This window comes from Marinobacter sp. MA, from assembly GCF_048298425.1.
Lineage (GTDB): Bacteria > Pseudomonadota > Gammaproteobacteria > Pseudomonadales > Oleiphilaceae > Marinobacter > Marinobacter salsuginis.
The window spans coordinates 419,540-435,107 of sequence record NZ_CP103058.1 but is presented as its reverse complement, the minus strand read 5'-3'; the positions used below and the strand labels follow the sequence as shown (position 1 = coordinate 435,107).

Annotated in this window: 14 protein-coding genes; 3 read left to right on the top strand and 11 right to left on the bottom strand. The window is 60.1% G+C overall.

What is annotated here, in order from left to right; all coding sequences use genetic code 11:
- Positions 1-3: 3 nt before the first annotated feature.
- The 4 genes from NUW46_RS01915 to NUW46_RS01900 form a co-directional block, all read right to left on the bottom strand.
- A complete protein-coding gene (locus tag NUW46_RS01915; protein ID WP_418141258.1) occupies positions 4-1,212 on the bottom strand; it encodes an ABC transporter substrate-binding protein in 1,209 nt (402 codons plus the stop codon).
- A gap of 71 nt (positions 1,213-1,283) precedes the next feature.
- Entirely contained in the window at positions 1,284-2,327 is a 1,044-nt protein-coding gene (locus NUW46_RS01910) for a branched-chain amino acid ABC transporter permease (RefSeq protein WP_418141257.1), read from the bottom strand.
- Position 2,328: 1 nt separating this feature from the next.
- Complete coding sequence (locus NUW46_RS01905; RefSeq protein ID WP_064229120.1) at positions 2,329-3,207, bottom strand: branched-chain amino acid ABC transporter permease; 879 nt, start codon at positions 3,205-3,207, stop codon at positions 2,329-2,331.
- Complete coding sequence (locus tag NUW46_RS01900) at positions 3,207-4,022, bottom strand: ABC transporter ATP-binding protein (RefSeq protein WP_418141256.1); 816 nt, start codon at positions 4,020-4,022, stop codon at positions 3,207-3,209. The genes NUW46_RS01905 and NUW46_RS01900 overlap by 1 nt, the downstream gene beginning before the upstream one ends.
- Positions 4,023-4,271: 249 nt before the next feature.
- Between NUW46_RS01900 and NUW46_RS01895 the strand changes: the two genes are divergently transcribed.
- Positions 4,272-5,066 carry an enoyl-CoA hydratase/isomerase family protein gene (locus NUW46_RS01895; protein ID WP_418141255.1) on the top strand — a complete coding sequence of 265 codons (795 nt, stop codon included), beginning with the start codon at positions 4,272-4,274 and terminating at the stop codon, positions 5,064-5,066.
- On the opposite strand, the gene NUW46_RS01890 is transcribed toward NUW46_RS01895, so the two are convergent.
- The gene (locus NUW46_RS01890) at positions 5,046-6,236 is read right to left on the bottom strand and encodes a diguanylate cyclase (RefSeq protein WP_418141254.1); all 1,191 of its coding nucleotides are present in this window, start codon (positions 6,234-6,236) and stop codon (positions 5,046-5,048) included. The genes NUW46_RS01895 and NUW46_RS01890 overlap by 21 nt on opposite strands.
- A 141-nt stretch (positions 6,237-6,377) precedes the next feature.
- Here NUW46_RS01890 and nfsA point away from each other — a divergent pair, with 141 nt between their 5' ends.
- Positions 6,378-7,115 (top strand): oxygen-insensitive NADPH nitroreductase, encoded by a 738-nt coding sequence (nfsA, locus tag NUW46_RS01885; protein WP_418141253.1) that lies wholly within the window; start codon positions 6,378-6,380, stop codon positions 7,113-7,115.
- Between the two features lie 3 nt (positions 7,116-7,118).
- Here the strand turns inward: nfsA and NUW46_RS01880 are convergent, their stop codons facing one another.
- The 4 genes from NUW46_RS01880 to NUW46_RS01865 are packed head-to-tail and all read right to left on the bottom strand — an operon-like array spanning position 7,119 to position 12,890.
- Positions 7,119-9,938 carry an FAD-binding and (Fe-S)-binding domain-containing protein gene (locus tag NUW46_RS01880; RefSeq protein WP_418141252.1) on the bottom strand — a complete coding sequence of 940 codons (2,820 nt, stop codon included), beginning with the start codon at positions 9,936-9,938 and terminating at the stop codon, positions 7,119-7,121.
- Positions 9,935-10,606 carry a LutC/YkgG family protein gene (locus NUW46_RS01875; protein WP_222465979.1) on the bottom strand — a complete coding sequence of 224 codons (672 nt, stop codon included), beginning with the start codon at positions 10,604-10,606 and terminating at the stop codon, positions 9,935-9,937. Before NUW46_RS01875 ends, NUW46_RS01880 begins: the two co-directional genes overlap by 4 nt.
- Positions 10,603-12,054: a LutB/LldF family L-lactate oxidation iron-sulfur protein gene (locus NUW46_RS01870; protein ID WP_418141251.1), complete on the bottom strand. Its 1,452-nt coding sequence runs from the start codon at positions 12,052-12,054 to the stop codon at positions 10,603-10,605. Before NUW46_RS01870 ends, NUW46_RS01875 begins: the two co-directional genes overlap by 4 nt.
- Positions 12,051-12,890 (bottom strand): (Fe-S)-binding protein, encoded by an 840-nt coding sequence (locus NUW46_RS01865; RefSeq protein ID WP_418141250.1) that lies wholly within the window; start codon positions 12,888-12,890, stop codon positions 12,051-12,053. Before NUW46_RS01865 ends, NUW46_RS01870 begins: the two co-directional genes overlap by 4 nt.
- A gap of 220 nt (positions 12,891-13,110) precedes the next feature.
- Between NUW46_RS01865 and NUW46_RS01860 the strand changes: the two genes are divergently transcribed.
- Positions 13,111-13,887 (top strand): GntR family transcriptional regulator, encoded by a 777-nt coding sequence (locus tag NUW46_RS01860; protein ID WP_069182721.1) that lies wholly within the window; start codon positions 13,111-13,113, stop codon positions 13,885-13,887.
- 18 nt (positions 13,888-13,905) lie between these two features.
- Here NUW46_RS01860 and NUW46_RS01855 read toward each other — a convergent pair whose 3' ends face one another.
- Complete coding sequence (locus NUW46_RS01855) at positions 13,906-14,646, bottom strand: ParA family protein (RefSeq protein WP_209399169.1); 741 nt, start codon at positions 14,644-14,646, stop codon at positions 13,906-13,908.
- 165 nt (positions 14,647-14,811) lie between these two features.
- The gene (locus NUW46_RS01850) at positions 14,812-15,567 is read right to left on the bottom strand and encodes a putative 4-mercaptohistidine N1-methyltransferase (RefSeq protein ID WP_069182719.1); all 756 of its coding nucleotides are present in this window, start codon (positions 15,565-15,567) and stop codon (positions 14,812-14,814) included.
- Between the last annotated feature and the right edge of the window lies 1 nt (position 15,568).

Here is a 15,568-nt window from a genome sequence, read left to right as displayed (position 1 = left end):
CCCTCAGTCGAGGTGGATCCAGTCCGATACCGGCTCATAACGGCCCGCCTCGGCATTCACCCGCCAGATACGGCCCACCGGGAACGACATATCCTTCACCGTGACCGGAATGCCTATGATGCCTCCGGTGTCCCAGTCCTCAATGGAAGCCAGGGCTTCGGCCATGTTGTCCGCGTTGAGCTCTTTCCCGGCATCCAGTGTGCGCTTGATCACCTCCGTCCAGACCATGGCGTTGAACCAGCCCTGAATATAGCCGGTCGGACGATAGCCAGCCTCCGGATCACTTTTCTCTGCCTGAGCCCTCAGGGCATCAAGCATCGGACCGCTTTCCTCGCTATCGTAGTAGTTGTAAGGCATAACACCCATGTAGCCGTCGGCATCCGCGCCCATCTTGTCGATGATCAGCTTGTCGGAGGACCAGAAGGTGCCCATGAACTGGGTGTCCAGGCCCATCTGGCGCATCTGCACCATGAACTCGTTGATCGGTGACAACACATAGCCGTGAAATACCACGTAATCCGGGCGCACGCGGCGCAACTTCAACACTTCGGCGGAGACATCGACGCTACCCGGCTTGGTGACGATCTCTTCCACCACTTCGATGCCCAGCTCAGCCGCGCGGGCTTTGCCATTCTCGATCGGGTCCTTGCCAAATTCGGTATCGCTGTAGACAAACGCCACGTTTGGCATCTCGCCACCCTTACCCTGGGAGGCGATGTACTCCAGGATGATCCCGAACATCTGGCTGTAGTTAGGGCCCGGGATGAACTGGTACGGATAGGTTTCATTGTCGGTCAGTACGGTGGCGAAAGACGCGCCGCTCATCAGCGTGTTGCCCTGGCTGTTGAGCTCCGAGGCAATGGCTTTCATGAAACCGGTGCTGTCGCCGTAATAGGTGGCCGGGGAGCTGCTGCCGGAAATCTTTTTGAAGGCTGCGACTGACCTGTCCACCTCATAGGCGGTGTCTTCCATCACGTATTCCACCGGATGACCATTGATACCGCCCTGGCTGTTGATCCAGTCGGTGTAGTCCGTCAGGCCCGCGTGCAGGTGAATGCCGGCAAAGGCAAAAACACCGGAGAGCGGGATCGAGCCGCCGAACACGATGGGCTCTTTGTCCTGAGCCATCGCCGGGGCAGCAACGGTCAGCGCAGCGACCAGGCTACCAAGCCCGGCAAGCCGGCGACCTTTTTCGAGGATGTTTCTGAACATGTTTCTTCTCCTTGCTGCTTCTTGTTGTTGGTGGTGCATGGGCTCTGTGTTCCAGGCCCGTTGAAACACGGTTAATTCCTGAATGGCCACAGCCGGAAAAACCGGCGGATGCGGTGCCAGATCTCCGCCAGGCCATGGGGTTCAAAGATCAGAAAGCCCACGATCAGGGCACCGAAGATAATTTCCAGCATCGGCGACATGAACACCGGGGCGTTGGGATAAAAAGGCGTCAGCGCAGCGGTCAGCAGTTTCAGGGCTTCCGGCACCAGAGTCATGAAGGCGGCGCCGAGAATGCCCCCCAGCAGGTTGCCCATGCCCCCGACGATCACCGCCGCCAGATAGAAAATCGACATGGAAAGCGGGAAGCTTTCCGGCGTCACCACCCGATAGAAATAGGCGAACAGGCCACCGGCGATCCCGGCATAGAACGAGCTGAGGGCAAACGACATCAGCTTGTAACGCAAGAGGTTGATCCCGAGAATCTCGGCGGAAATATCCCGGTCGCGAATGGCGATAAACGCCCGGCCAATCCGGGTCCTGAACACATTGCGGGCCGCCAGCACCATCAGCACCGCCAGCGGCACAATGATGAAATACATCCTGAAATCGCTCTGGAAAGTCAGTCCGAACAGGTGCGCCGGCGCCAGGCTCAAACCGCCCATCCCGCCGGTCACCGATTCCCACTCGGCGAAAATGAAATGCAGGAACACGCTCGCCGCCAGGGTGGCGATGGCCAGGTACAGGCCCTTGACCCGAAGCGAGGGCAGGCCCACCAGAATGCCCACGGCGGCGGCCATCAGCCCGGCCATCAGAAGCGTAACCGGAAACGGCAGGGCGGTATTGAGGGATAACCAGGCCACGGTATAGGCGCCCACGCCCATGAAGCCGGCCTGCCCGAGGGAAATCAGGCCGGTAAAACCGGTCAGGATGTTCAGGCCGGTGGTGCTGATCACGGCGATGCCGACCAGGCACCCCAGGTAAAGCAGGTAGGAATTCACCACAAACGGGAAAACCAGCAGAATCAGCAGGAACAGCCCCAGCCAAAGCTTCTGGGTCTGGCTGGTCCAGATTGCCTCATCGGCCTCGTAACTCTGTTTCGCGTCACCGATGCGCATCTTACACTCGCTCTATTTCGTGGGTGCCGAACAGGCCGTAGGGGCGGATCACCAGGATAATCGCCAGCACCAGGAAAGTTGCCGGCATCCGGTACTCGCCGCCCAGATAGGCGCCCGCCACGGTTTCCAGCCAGCCGATGAATACGCCGGCTACCAGGGCGCCGAGAATGCTGTCCAGGCCGCCTACGATCACCACCACCAGTACACTCAGGCCGATGATCCCGAATTGCGGGCTAAGCCCACCAGTGGCCGCCACCAGTACACCGGCCAGTGATGCCGCCAGAGAACCGAACACCCAGGCCATGTTGAAGACCCGGCGCACGTTGATGCCCATGGAATAGGCTGCCGCCTGATCCGAGGCGGTGGCTCGCAGGGCTACACCACCCCGGGAGAACCGGAAATACAGCAGGTAAATGATCAGTAGGGCGGAACCAATGAGAAAGCCGTAAGCGATCTTGGGTGCCAGATACAGTTCCCCGATAAACACCGGCTCCCGGGGCAGGAAGTTGGGCAGCAGTTGCGGATCAGCGGTCCAGATAAACTCCACCAGACCCACCAGAATGCTGGCAATACCGATGGTGACCATCACCACGGAAATCGGCGATTCCCCCAGCATCGGCCGGATCATGGTTTTCTCTATCACACCGCCGAGAATACTGCCGCCGATAACCGCCATAGGCAGGGCAATCCAGGGCGACAGCTCCATGCCGCCGGCGAATGCCAGAAACAGGTAGGCCGCGAACATCATGATTTCGCCGATGGCGAAATTGATGACCCTCGTGGCTTTATAGATGATCACGAAACCCAGAGCGATCAGGGCATACAGGCCGCCCATGGCCAGGCCCGCCAGGCTGATTTCGCCGAAGAACAACCAATCCATCAGGCGGCCTCCCCCTCGGCGTTGAGCTTCTTGCGCAGGCTCTCGATATCGCTATTACCCAGGTAGGCCTTGATCACCTCGGGGTTGTTCTGTACGTCCGCTGGCAGGCCTTCGGTGATGACCTGGCCAAAGTTGAGCACCGCGATGTGGTCGGAAATATCCATCACCATACCCATGTCGTGTTCCACCATCAGCACGGTGACACCCCACTCTTCCCGGATGTCGAGAATAAAGCGGGCCATGTCTTCCTTTTCTTCCCGGTTCATGCCCGCCACCGGCTCATCCAGCATCAGCACTTTCGGCTGCATGGCCAGCGCCCGAGCCAGCTCAACGCGCTTTTGAAGACCGTAGGAAAGGCTCGCCACTGGCTGGCGGCGAATGTGGTCTATCTCCAGGAAATCGATGATCCGCTCTTCCACGTCTTTACGAACGGCCATTTCCTCGCGTCGGGCCGGGCCGAAATAGGCCAGGGCACTGAGCAGACCGCTCTTCATATGCACGTGGGCGCCCAGCTTGATGTTGTCGAGCACGGTCATGCCCCGGAACAGGGCAATGTTCTGGAAGGTTCGGGCCAGCCCCATTGCGGCTCGCTTCGGTGGCTTGATGCTGCCCGGCAGTGACTGCCCCTGATAGTGAATCGTGCCCTGCTGGGGTTTGTAGAACCCGGAGATGCAGTTGAACAGCGACGTCTTGCCAGCGCCGTTAGGGCCGATAATAGTGGTTACGGTGTTCTCAGGCACCCGGAAACTCACGTCCTGCAGCGCCTTCACGCCACCAAATGACAGAGACAGGTTACTGATTTCAAGGATGCTCAAACTTCCTCCCGGCACCCCTGGCGCCGGGCACACAGGCACGCGATCACGCCCTGACAGTACCCATCCCACGCCCGAAGATGATTGTATTTTTTGTTTTTTCTTGTCGTCGGGGTGAACCCCGATTCAGATTTAAAGTAGTCCATTCGGGCAACATTAGGCAAACCGCTCTATCTTGTTATCCCAAAGACCACGAAATCAGTACGCAGGTTTCTGACCGTGAGACCTGCATTACCGGGAGGGCATGTGACCATGGCAGATTCACTGGTAACCACCGCATTTGATGCCGGAACAGGGGTCGCCAGATTGACCTTCAATCGTCCGAAGGCCCTCAACGCCATCAATGTGCCCCTGGCAGAGGCCTTCCTTGCGGCGGTGCGGGAGATACGAGATCTTTCCGGTGTTCGTTGCATCGTTCTGACAGGCGCGGGGCGAGCCTTTATGGCAGGCGGCGATGTATCCAGTATGGCGGGCACGTCGGAGCAGGCTGGCGCAGCCATCGGCGCCATCCTGGACGCCGTCAACCCCGCCATCCTGCTTCTGCGCAGCATGGATGCACCTGTGATTGCCGCAGTCAGGGGCGTGGCGGCCGGCGCAGGGCTGAGTCTCACCCTGATGGCCGATCTGGTGATCGCCGATGAAGAGGCAAAATTCCTGGTGGCCTACAACGGCATTGGCGCGGTTCCGGACTGCGGCGGTAGCTGGGCCCTGGCCCACAAAGTCGGCGCCGGCAGGGCGGCCGAACTGATGCTGCTCGGACGCACACTGGGCGCTGCTGAAGCCCGGGACTGGGGCATAGTCAACGAAGTTGCCCCCGACAGCGAATTCGACAACCGGCTGAACCGGATGATCGACAAAGTCGCCCAGGGACCAACCCGAGCCTATGGCGCCTTTCGCAAACTGATCGATCAGGCCAACGGTGGCCGGCTGGCCGACCATCTGGAAGCGGAACGTGCTGCGTTCCTCGAAATGACCCGTACTGAAGACTTCGCGGAGGGTGTTTCGGCGTTTCTGGCCAAGCGGCCGTCAGAGTTTCGCGGCCGCTGACGTCGGAACAAATTCGGCCCGGTTGCGGCCATTGTGCTTGGCCCGGTAAAGCGCCTTGTCCGCCGACGCCATAACGTCCTCAAAAGAGCAATGGTCCCGGGTAAGAGTCGCACCACCGATGCTGGCCGAAAGATGCACCGGAACACCCTGGACCTCCCGGCCAGTCTCAACGATTCTTTGCAACAGGCGCCCGGTTATCGCCTCGATCGCTTCGCGATTATTGTTGCGAAGTACGGCTGCGAACTCTTCACCGCCAACGCGGCCAACGATGTCGTCATCCCTGAGTTCGGCTCTCATCAGACTGGCAACGACCTTCAATACCTCATCGCCGGTGGCATGCCCCCAGCGGTCGTTGATCTGCTTGAAGTGATCCAAATCGATCATGAGCACGGTGACAAGGTCCCCCGCCCGCCGGGCTTTTTCAAATGCCAGCTCGCCTTCCCGGTAGAACGCCCGGCGATTGTACAGCTGGGTAAGCCCATCCCGCTCCGCCAGCACCACCAGAGCCTGTTCGGAACGGGTGAACGCCAATAACGGAAGCGCCATGGCCGTGGCACTCACCAGCAGCAGGTGATTCATCAGCATGAGTTTCAGCAGCCCCTGAAGATCCAGCTGTACGCTTCCGCTCATGGAGACTGCGATCACCAGTACCTGGGTCATCATCAGCGTCCCGTGGATGCCGAACAGTGTTTGCAGAATGCGAAGGGGAAGTCTGGGCCTGTGCCCAATTGAGCCCAGCCGGTAGATCGCCAGGCTGAAGATTAATGCCGAGAACAGCGCAGTCAGGAATCTGGCCACCACCGGATCCCAACCCGCGCTGACAGCCAGGCCAGACAGATAGAGTAGCAAGGCGCCATGGATAAGACGGGATGACCGTCTCTTGCCCGCTATTGGCAACCCCATCAGTGCGTGGATACCAGCAAGGACCAACAGCGGTGAAGCACCAAGAAACAGGTGGGCGACGAATATCAGCCCCCCTGGAGCGCCGGGCCACTCATTGGCCACTGCGAATGCGGTACCCAACACAAAGGTCAGGCAGGCGAGGGCCCAGAGCAGAAAACAGCGCTCCCGATGGCGAAGGTGATAGATCGCCCAGAGCATGCCGCCGATCAGGAGGTTGATCATGACCGAAGTGACCAGCAGTGTTGGCAGATGCAGGTTCAGGTCCATAAAGGCAAAGCATTCCAGGCTAGACGGTGTGATCTTTCAGCGTATCAGTTTGGCTTCCGCGCATGCGCGAGTACTGTGTAGCGTTTGGTATGATAATTGTCACAGACTGGCGCGACATCCATGAACTCACTGCGAGACCCCATGAATCCAACCATAGAACTGCTCAAATCCCACCGTTCCATCCGCAAATTCACCGGTGAAAAGATCCCGCCTGACCTGCTCAGGGAACTGATTCGCGCCGGCCAGTGCGCCGCCACCTCGAATCATGTGCAGGCCTATTCGATCATTCACGTGATCAACCCCGACAACCGCCGGAAAATCGCTGAACTTGCCGGGGGCCAGAGCTATATTGCCGACTGCTCGGACTTTCTGGTGTTCTGTGCCGATATGCGGCGTTCAACCGACGCCGCAGGGCGGGCCGGGGCTGACGTGGTGCGAGGGATGACGGAACAGTTACTGGTTGCCACCATCGACACCAGTCTGATGGCCCAGAACGTGGCGATTGCCGCGGAATCCGAAGGGCTTGGGCTGTGCTACATCGGTGGCATCCGCAACAATCCGGCCCAAATCAGCGAGATTCTCAGGCTTCCGGAACACGTTTATCCGGTGTTCGGCATGTGTCTGGGCTACCCGGACCAGAACCCGGAGGTGAAACCCCGACTGCCGGTGGAGGCCATCCTCAGGGAAGACTACTACTCCGATGCCCGTGACGAAGAACTGGTGGCCGGCTTCGATCGCACCATGAAGGAGTACTACCGGGAACGGACCGGAGGCAACAAGGACACCACCTGGTCCGAGCAGCTCAAGCCGCTGTTCACCTCAAAACTGCGGCCGCACATGCGCGATTTCCTGCGCAAATGCGGCTTCGAGATGAAATAGACCCTAGGCGTCGGCTTTCGGCCTGGTGACTCGATCCACCAGATACACCAGACCGTGGTAGTCGATGCCACTGTGTCGGCTAAGGCCGATCTCGCAGGTGCGGCTGGTGGAGATACCCTCCTCACAACCGGCCGTCTGTTGAGCCAGGGTTTTCAGGGAATGGGCATTTAACTCGGGCACGTTGAAGCCTTTATCCCCGGCAAAGCCACAGCAGTGGATGCCCTCGGGGATCACCACATTACTACTGCAGCGGCGAGCGATATCGATAAGACCTTGTGATTCCCCCAGATGCTGGGTACTACAGGTGACGTGCACCGCCAAGGGGGTCTGCTCCGACTCGAAGTCCAGTCGCTTGTACAGATGATCCCGAATAAACCGGACCGGGTCGAACAGTGTGAGCCCGGCCTCTTCGGCAGCTTCACGGATCTGGAGGGTGCAGGGACTGGTATCGCAGTAGATCGGATCCACCCCATTGCGGCTAGCCCTCAATAGTGCCGAAATCAGTTCGTCCTTCTTGGTGGCGGCCTGCTCCGGATAGCCTTTGGAGGCGAAGGGCTGGCCACAGCAAAGACTGTCCAGCGCCTCCGGATACACCACCTGGTAGCCACCTTTCTCCAGCAGCCTCCGGGTCACGCTGATCAACGGCTCCTGCGCCTTATCGCTACGGGCCGGGCCCATGGTCCGGGACACACAGGCGGCCAGATACACCACCCGGGGCCGACCATCGGCCGGATCCTCCTGTGCTGCTGGTGACACAAACCGCACCGGTTGGGGCAGAGTCGGATCCCATTGGGCGACCTTGCCTCCGGACACCTTTCGGACGCCCGCACTGAGACGGGTCAGCATTGGCGCGCCCATCAGCCGTTCGGCCATGGAGGCGCTGGCAAGGACAAAACGGGTGGCTTTCAGCGCGCCGGCAAAGTGTCTTGCCAACTGATTGGCCACGGACTGGCCGCCGGCCTTTTCACTGCGCAGCTTGCGCACCAGGTCGCCGGTATTGATCCCCACCGGACAGCGCTGGGCACACAGACCGGTGGCGGCGCAGGTATCCAGGCCGTGATACTGGTAGGCCTTCTCCAGTTCGGCCGTGTCTTCACCAGCACGGCGGCGGGCCTGGATGTCCCGCCAGATCACGATGCGCTGGCGTGGCGAGAGGGTCAGCCCTTCCGAGGGACACACCGGCTCGCAGAAACCGCATTCAATGCATTTATCAACTAGAGGATCGGCCTCGGGCAAGGGCTTCAGATTCTTGAGGTGGATCTGCGGGTCTTCCGAGAGCACAACATCCGGATTGAGCAGATTCTCCGGGTCCAGCAGCCGCTTGATCTGCCACATCAGCTGCCAGGCGTCGTGCCCCCACTCCAGCTCCACAAACGGTGCCATATTCCGGCCGGTACCGTGTTCCGCCTTCAGCGAACCACCAAACTCCACCGCCACCAGCTGCGCCACATCCTGCATGAAGGCCTCATAGCGGGCGACTTCCGCGGGGTCGTCAAACCCCTGGGGGAACACGAAGTGCAGGTTACCTTCAAGAGCATGGCCAAAGATGATCGCGTCGTCATAGCCATGCTTAACAAACAGCTCCTGGAGACGGGTAACACCCTCAGATAGCTGATCGATCGGGAAGGTCACATCCTCGATGATCACGGTGGTACCGTTCGGTCGCACCGCGCCCACGGCCGGGAAGGTCCCTTTGCGGATGGCCCAGAGCTGGTCAGAGACTTTGGCATCGCGGGTGAAGTCCACCTGTTGCTCAAGCGGAAAATCCGCCAGGGACGCCCTGATCCGGGCCAGTTGTTCATCCAGACTCTCCGAGGAGGGCGCCCGGGTCTCCACCAGCAGCGCGCAGGCATCCTCCGACAGATCATGAATCCAGTCAGGCAGGCCGGGCTTGTCCTGCACCGAGCGAAGGCTGCGGCGATCCAGCAGCTCCACCGCCGCCACAGGCTGCGACCGCAACGCCGACGCCGCCCGGCAGCAGGTCTCGGCATTGCGGAACACCAGCAGCGCCGTGGCCTTGTCGGGGTATTCCGGCACGGTGTTGTAGGTGACAGCACTCACGAAACCCAGGGTGCCTTCGGAGCCCACCATCAGATGGGTGAGAATGTCGACGGGATCCTCAAAGTCCACCAGGGAGTTCAGGGACAACCCGGTGGTGTTTTTCAGGCGGTATTTGTGCCGAATACGTTCCGCCAGCTCCGGATTCTCCCGGGTATTGATAGCCAGTTTTTTCAGGGCCGCCAGCAACTCGCCATGACTGTCGCGGAACACCGCCACACTCGCCGGGTCCTCGGTATCCAGCACGGCGCCGTCTGCCAGCACCAGGCGCATGCCAGCCAGGGTGTGGTAGCTGTTCTGGGCCGTGCCACAGCACATGCCACTGGCGTTATTGGCAACAATGCCGCCGATCTTGCAGGCGTTGATGGAAGCAGGATCGGGACCGATCTTGTAACCCCTGGGCGCAAGCCAGGCGTTGGCCTGGGCGCCGATCACACCCGGCTGCAGGCGAATCTGGCGGCCTTCAGCGCGGATGTCGTGGCCGTTCCACTGGTCGCCAAGGACAATCAGGATGGAGTCGCTGATGGCCTGCCCGGAAAGGCTGGTACCGGCGGCCCGGAAAGTCACCGGCACCTTGTGGTTGCGGGCAATCGCCAGAAGATCGACCACCTCGGCCTCTTCCTGAACCCGCACCACCACCTTGGGGATCAGCCGGTAGAAACTGGCGTCGGTTCCGAACGCGAGGGTGGACACCGGATCGTTGAACACCCGGTTTTCCGGAATCCGTTGCCGGATATCGGCCAATGTGGCTGCGGAAAAGCTCATAGGTCCTCCAGAACCAGCACGATGAGCTCACGAGGCCCGTGAGCGCCATAAGCCAGCACCTGTTCGATGTCCGCGGTCTTGGACGGGCCGGACACCAGCAGGACATTGGTGGGCAGCCCGGCTGCCCAGTCCTGAGACACCATCATGTCATACAGATTGTCGTGAATCTCGCTGGCCTTGAGCAGGGCAATGTGGACTGGAGGTACCAAACTCATCAACCGCGGTTCGTGGCGATCCGGCCAGAGCACGACTGTACCGGTGGCAGCAATACCACCCAGGGTGCCGGTCAGGCTGGCATCCACATTCCAGAACAGCTCTTCCTTCCAGGCTTCCACCGGCTGATCGTAGGCCAGTAATTCGATCGTCTGCTCCGTGGCCTCGCAGTGCGCCTTCAGTGCCCGGCCATGGTCCAGACCCGGCGCGCACAACAGATTTCGCAGATTGCGTTTGTTCAGCAGCTGCGTCACCAGGTCCGGCCAGCTGTCAGAATGGCACTGGTGCACTTCCGTGTGGACCGCCTCCATCAGGCTGCGCAACCGTGCGACGCGGTCTTCCGGCGCGTAGCGCCAGGGCCGGGTTACCAGCCCCTCGTCGAACTCGTCCGGGCGGGGTGTCGTGCCGGCGAGGCTGTTTCTCAATTTACCAAGGATATTCGCACGGGCGGTCATGATGGCCGGCCTCCCTTCTGGTCAAGATGTTGAGCCGCAAGATCGTGCAGGGAACGACGGGCGGGCACCGGTGCACTGTGATTCTCGGTCCAGGGGCCGGCCTTTTTCGGAGCCAGCGCCCGGAAGCGGGTCGCGGCCCAGAGGAAACTGCGATACAGCGCCGGCCGCGTATTCAGCATCTGCCAGCCGCGCCAGATCCAGCGCTCCATCCGGGAATACTTGGCGCCGCCACCTTTCACCTGCTGCGGCTGCTCCGGATCCTTCACATTTTCCTGCCGTAAACGCTGAAGCAGCTCGGGAATCGGAATCTTGACCGGGCAGACCTCACCGCAGGCCCCGCACAGGGAGGAGGCGCTGGGGTGGTCTGGCACCTTGTCCAGGCCAGCCATATGCGGTGTGATGATCTTGCCGATGGGGCCGGGGTATACCTCACCGTAGGTGTGGCCGCCCACCCGGGTATAAACCGGGCAGTGGTTCATACAGGCACCACAGCGGATGCAGTTCAGGGTCTGACGCATCTGGGCATCGGCAAAGGCGCCGGTACGGCCGTTATCGAGCAGCACCAGGTGCACTTCCTCCGGGCCGTCCAGTTCGTCCGGTTTGCGGGGACCGGATATCAGGTTCACATAGGTGGTGATAGGCTGCCCCAGGGCCGAACGGGTCAGCAGCGACACCAGCGGCACCACGTCTCTCAGGTTCGGCACCACTTTTTCAATGCCCGTTACCGCAATGTGCACGGGCGGTGCCGTGGTGCTCATGCGACCGTTGCCCTCGTTTTCCACCAGCAACAGGGTGCCGGTTTCGGCGATGGCGAAGTTCACTCCGGATACACCCACATCCGCATCCATGAATTTCCGACGCAGGGTCCGCCGGCCGATCTGGATCAGCTGATTGACGTCTTCGGTCTCCGGCTCCCCCAGCTTGTCGTGAAACAGTTTGGACACCTGCCGGGCATTCTTGTGAATCGCCGGCATGATAATGTGGGACGGCTTTTCGTTATCGAGCTGGACAATGTACTCCCCCATGTCGGATTCCAGGCATTCGATGCCCCGCTCCGCCAGGTAGTCGTTCATCTCCATCTCTTCACTGACCATGGACTTGCCTTTCACCACCTGGCGGCCCTTGCGGGCTTCGATGATGCCGTGCACCAGGTCGTTGGCTTCCTCGACGGTCTCCGCCCAGTGAACCTTGACGCCGTTTTCAGTGAGCTTCTGTTCCAGCTGCTCCAGCAGGTCCGGCAACCGCGACAGGGCCCCGGCCTTGAGCCGGTTACCCAGTTCCCGGAGCCCTTCACGCTCATCGGCATCGGGAAACGCGTTGGCCCGCTTGGTCATCAGCGAGTCCATGGCCACCCGGAAATTGTTGCGCAGCTGCCCATCCGCCAGGGCTTCTTCGGCACGGCCCCGGAAGTCCGGAGTCAGCTCGGTCACCGGAATACGCTGGCTCATGCCACCTCCCCTTCGCTGGCGCCATTGATTCGCTCCCACAGGAAGCTGGCCAGATGCCGTCCCCGGAAGCGCTCTTTCTGTTTTTCGAGGGAACCATTGATGTTCATCAGGCAGCCGCCATCGGCGGTAACCATTTCCACCGCGCCGGAATCCATCAGTGAGCGCGTCTTGTCCTTGACCATGGCACCCGAGACTTCCGGCATCCGAACCGAGAAGGTGCCGCCGAACCCGCAGCATTCACTCTCATGGTCATGGTCGACACGCTCGACTCCTTCGAGCTGCTGGAGAAGCTCGCGCGCATGGAGGTGTGTGTTCATTTCCCGCCGGGCCGAGCAGGACGTGTGCAGGGCGATCTTGCTGGGCGCACCCCGGTCCGACAGTTGCACCTTGCAAACTTTCAGCAGGAACTCGGTCAGCTCGAAGGTGCGCTCGGCCAGCGCTTCCACCCGCTTGAGGGTTTCCGGCTCGTCGGCAAACAGCGCCCGGTAATGATGCCGGAACATACCGGCACAGGAGCCGGACGGCACAACGACCGGCAGACCCGAGCGATCCAGGATCTCCAACTGGGCATGGGCCACGGCTTTGGCCTCATCCCGGTATCCCGAAGTCCAGGCAGGCTGCCCGCAGCAGCTCTGCTCCTGGGGGAAATGCACGCGGACGCCTTCACGTTCCAGCAGACGAATGGCGTCCAGCCCGGCTTCCGGGAAGAACAGATCCACCACGCAGGTGCCAAACAGGGTGACGGCCTCGGGCTTTTCAGGGTAATGCCTCTCCGGCTCCCGCTCCGGGGCTACACGGGTGGCATTGGGGGCGGCATCGTAAAACAGGTCGCTCATTGGCTGGTGCCTCAATACACTCTCAAACTGACCAATTTATAAATTGGTAATACCAATTGACATCAATAGTTAACCAAGGTATGGGAAAATGTCCGCCAATGTCAAAAGTTTTTGGTGCAAAAGGCACACTTTGAAGGACTTATTCAGGCTAACCCTTGGCCGAGAAAGTCACTTGTGATATTGGTATTACCAATCAATTTTCGATACGGGTACATCAGGAATGGCCATCGGACAGATCGCGCCAAAAAGACTCGCAGACACCATTGTTGAACAGCTGGAAACCATGATTCTGGAGGGCACCTTGCAGCCAGGCGAGCGCCTGCCGCCAGAACGAGTGTTGTCGGAGCAGTTCGGCGTGTCCCGACCGTCGCTGCGCGAGGCCATTCAGCGACTGACGGCCAGGGGCCTGCTGGTGAGCCGCCAGGGCGGCGGCAACTACGTTACCGAGTCCCTGGGAGGCAGTTTTAGTGACCCGCTGATTCCCTTGCTGGAAAACCGGCCGGACGCCCAACGGGATTTGCTGGAGTTCCGACGCACCCTGGAAGCGGACTGTGCCTACTACGCGGCATTGCGGGCCACCGAGGTGGACCGCGCCCACCTGAAAACCGCCTATGAGGCGCTGCAAGCCTGCTACAGCACCGAAAAGGAGCGGGACCTGGAAGCCGAAGGCGCGGCGGACGCACGCTTTCACCTGGCCATTGCCGAGGCCAGCCACAACGTGATCCTTCTGCATACCATTCGCAACCTCTTCAACATGCTGAAGAGCAATGTGGTGACCAACATTGGCGGCATGTACCAGAGGGAGGCGGAGACCCGTCAGGGCCTGGTGGAACAGCATCGAATGCTGTACGAGGCCATCACGGAAGGTAGGGCCGACGAAGCCCGGGAACTGGCCGGCAAGCACATTCTGTACGTTCAGCAGGTGCTCTCGGAACGAAGCGAGAATAACCGTCGGCTGGAGCGGTCCCTGCGGCGGGACAAACTGGCGCGAACCTGAACAAGCCCTGGCCGGTGCTCAGAGCATTCGATTGATCTCTTTCCACAGTCTGCGATAGGCATCGGCAGCCACGGAGCTGGGCGCGAGCAGTTCCACCGGCGTGCCCTCCTCGCCCATTTTCTCCACCACGCTGGCATTGGGAATGATGGTTTTCAGGCCTTTGGGCAGGATCTCATCCTGGGCATTGATCAGCTCCCGGTGCAGCCCTTTGCGCCGATCGGCCATGGAATAAAACGGGTGCAGCTTACCCGGCTTCAGCTTCTTGTCCTTGGCAAACTCCGCCAGCTGTTTCCAGCTATTCAGGGACAGCCAGGTGGGAATCACCGGCACAAACACCTCGTCTGCCGCTTTTAGCACCTGCTCCGAAAGCCGGGACAGCGACGGCGGGCAATCCAGTATCACCAGACTGGTTTCTTCGGACAGAGGTGCCAGCCACTGTTTGATCAGGTTACTGCCATCCTCCTGGTCCAGTTTGACATCCAGATTACGGAAACTGGTGTGGGACGGGATGAAGTCCAGGTTTTCATAGTCGCTTTCGTGAATGAACTCGGCGATGGGCGTCTTCCCCTTGAGCAACTGCGACAACTTGTGACCTTTGATCTTGTCGGCACCGGCCAGGTACCAGCTGGAAGCGCCCTGAGGGTCCAGATCCCACAACAGTGTCGAATACCCGGCCTGGCTGGCCAGATAAGCGATGTTCACGGCAGCGGCGGTTTTGCCAACACCGCCCTTCAGACTGTAAAACGCAATGGTCCTCATCCTGTCAGATCCTTTTATTCAGGCATAAAAAAACCGGGGAAGTCCCCGGTTAAAGCATTCACACGATGCACAACACAATGCATGTCGTCCTGATGAGATCTCAGGTTAGGCTTTTCCGGTGACAGTTTGATGACAGCCGGCAGGCCATCGTCAAACTTTCCCTGTTCACTGACTTACCTTCTCCCAGACGGTCAGCTCGGAGAAGCTGTGCTGAAACTTGTTTCTCGTCTCCCGTATAACAAACGGCAGGCTCCAGGGCTCGAACAGCAGGCGGAAATGTGGCGCCAGCATTTCCCTCAGACCGTCGAACGTCGAGAAGTCCTCACCATTCTTTTTGAAACCACCGACCCAGTGTTCCCTGGGCGTGTATTCCTCCAGCCAGGTGTAGGGTGAGGCAATCACCAGAAGCCCGAGCTCGTTAATCCGTTCGTGGATGGTTTCCAGAAACAGCGATGGCTGGTACAGCCGATCGATCAGGTTGCCCGCGAGCACCAGATCATACCCCGCGAACTGCGATGGCAGATCGCAGGCATCGCCCTGGTGAAAAGCCACACGGTCGGCGGCCTCCTCCAGCCCGAGGGATGCCAGGCTCTGATCCTGAAAGCTCACCAGCTCACCTTCTTCCGGACGGGCATAGCGCACTCGTTTTTCCCGGGCCACTTCCTGACCTTTGTTAACGAAGGCGTTGGAGAAATCTATGCCGTCCACGTGCCGGAAATGCCGGGCCAACTCGAAGCTGGTGCGACCAACGGCGCAACCGATATCCAGTGCGCGCTCAAGCGGCCTTCCATCCATCGCATGCATGGCAGCGTCGGCCAGGGCCTTGGGAAAGTTGGCCTCACCATGCCACCGTTCGCCAAAGTGAAATTCCAGGTACTGGGCGAGGGTGGTGTCGTTTTCATAGTACGCGGCTTGCTGCAAG

Coding starts and splice junctions, on each gene's coding strand:
- NUW46_RS01890 (WP_418141254.1), bottom strand. CDS start 6,236: ATGGACCTGAACCTGCATCTGCCAACACTGCTGGTCACTTCGGTCATG.
- NUW46_RS01915 (WP_418141258.1), bottom strand. CDS start 1,212: ATGTTCAGAAACATCCTCGAAAAAGGTCGCCGGCTTGCCGGGCTTGGT.
- NUW46_RS01880 (WP_418141252.1), bottom strand. CDS start 9,938: ATGAGCTTTTCCGCAGCCACATTGGCCGATATCCGGCAACGGATTCCG.
- NUW46_RS01865 (WP_418141250.1), bottom strand. CDS start 12,890: ATGAGCGACCTGTTTTACGATGCCGCCCCCAATGCCACCCGTGTAGCC.
- NUW46_RS01855 (WP_209399169.1), bottom strand. CDS start 14,646: ATGAGGACCATTGCGTTTTACAGTCTGAAGGGCGGTGTTGGCAAAACC.
- NUW46_RS01860 (WP_069182721.1), top strand. CDS start 13,111: ATGGCCATCGGACAGATCGCGCCAAAAAGACTCGCAGACACCATTGTT.
- NUW46_RS01895 (WP_418141255.1), top strand. CDS start 4,272: ATGGCAGATTCACTGGTAACCACCGCATTTGATGCCGGAACAGGGGTC.
- nfsA (WP_418141253.1), top strand. CDS start 6,378: ATGAATCCAACCATAGAACTGCTCAAATCCCACCGTTCCATCCGCAAA.
- NUW46_RS01875 (WP_222465979.1), bottom strand. CDS start 10,606: ATGACCGCCCGTGCGAATATCCTTGGTAAATTGAGAAACAGCCTCGCC.
- NUW46_RS01905 (WP_064229120.1), bottom strand. CDS start 3,207: ATGGATTGGTTGTTCTTCGGCGAAATCAGCCTGGCGGGCCTGGCCATG.
- NUW46_RS01870 (WP_418141251.1), bottom strand. CDS start 12,054: ATGAGCCAGCGTATTCCGGTGACCGAGCTGACTCCGGACTTCCGGGGC.
- NUW46_RS01910 (WP_418141257.1), bottom strand. CDS start 2,327: ATGCGCATCGGTGACGCGAAACAGAGTTACGAGGCCGATGAGGCAATC.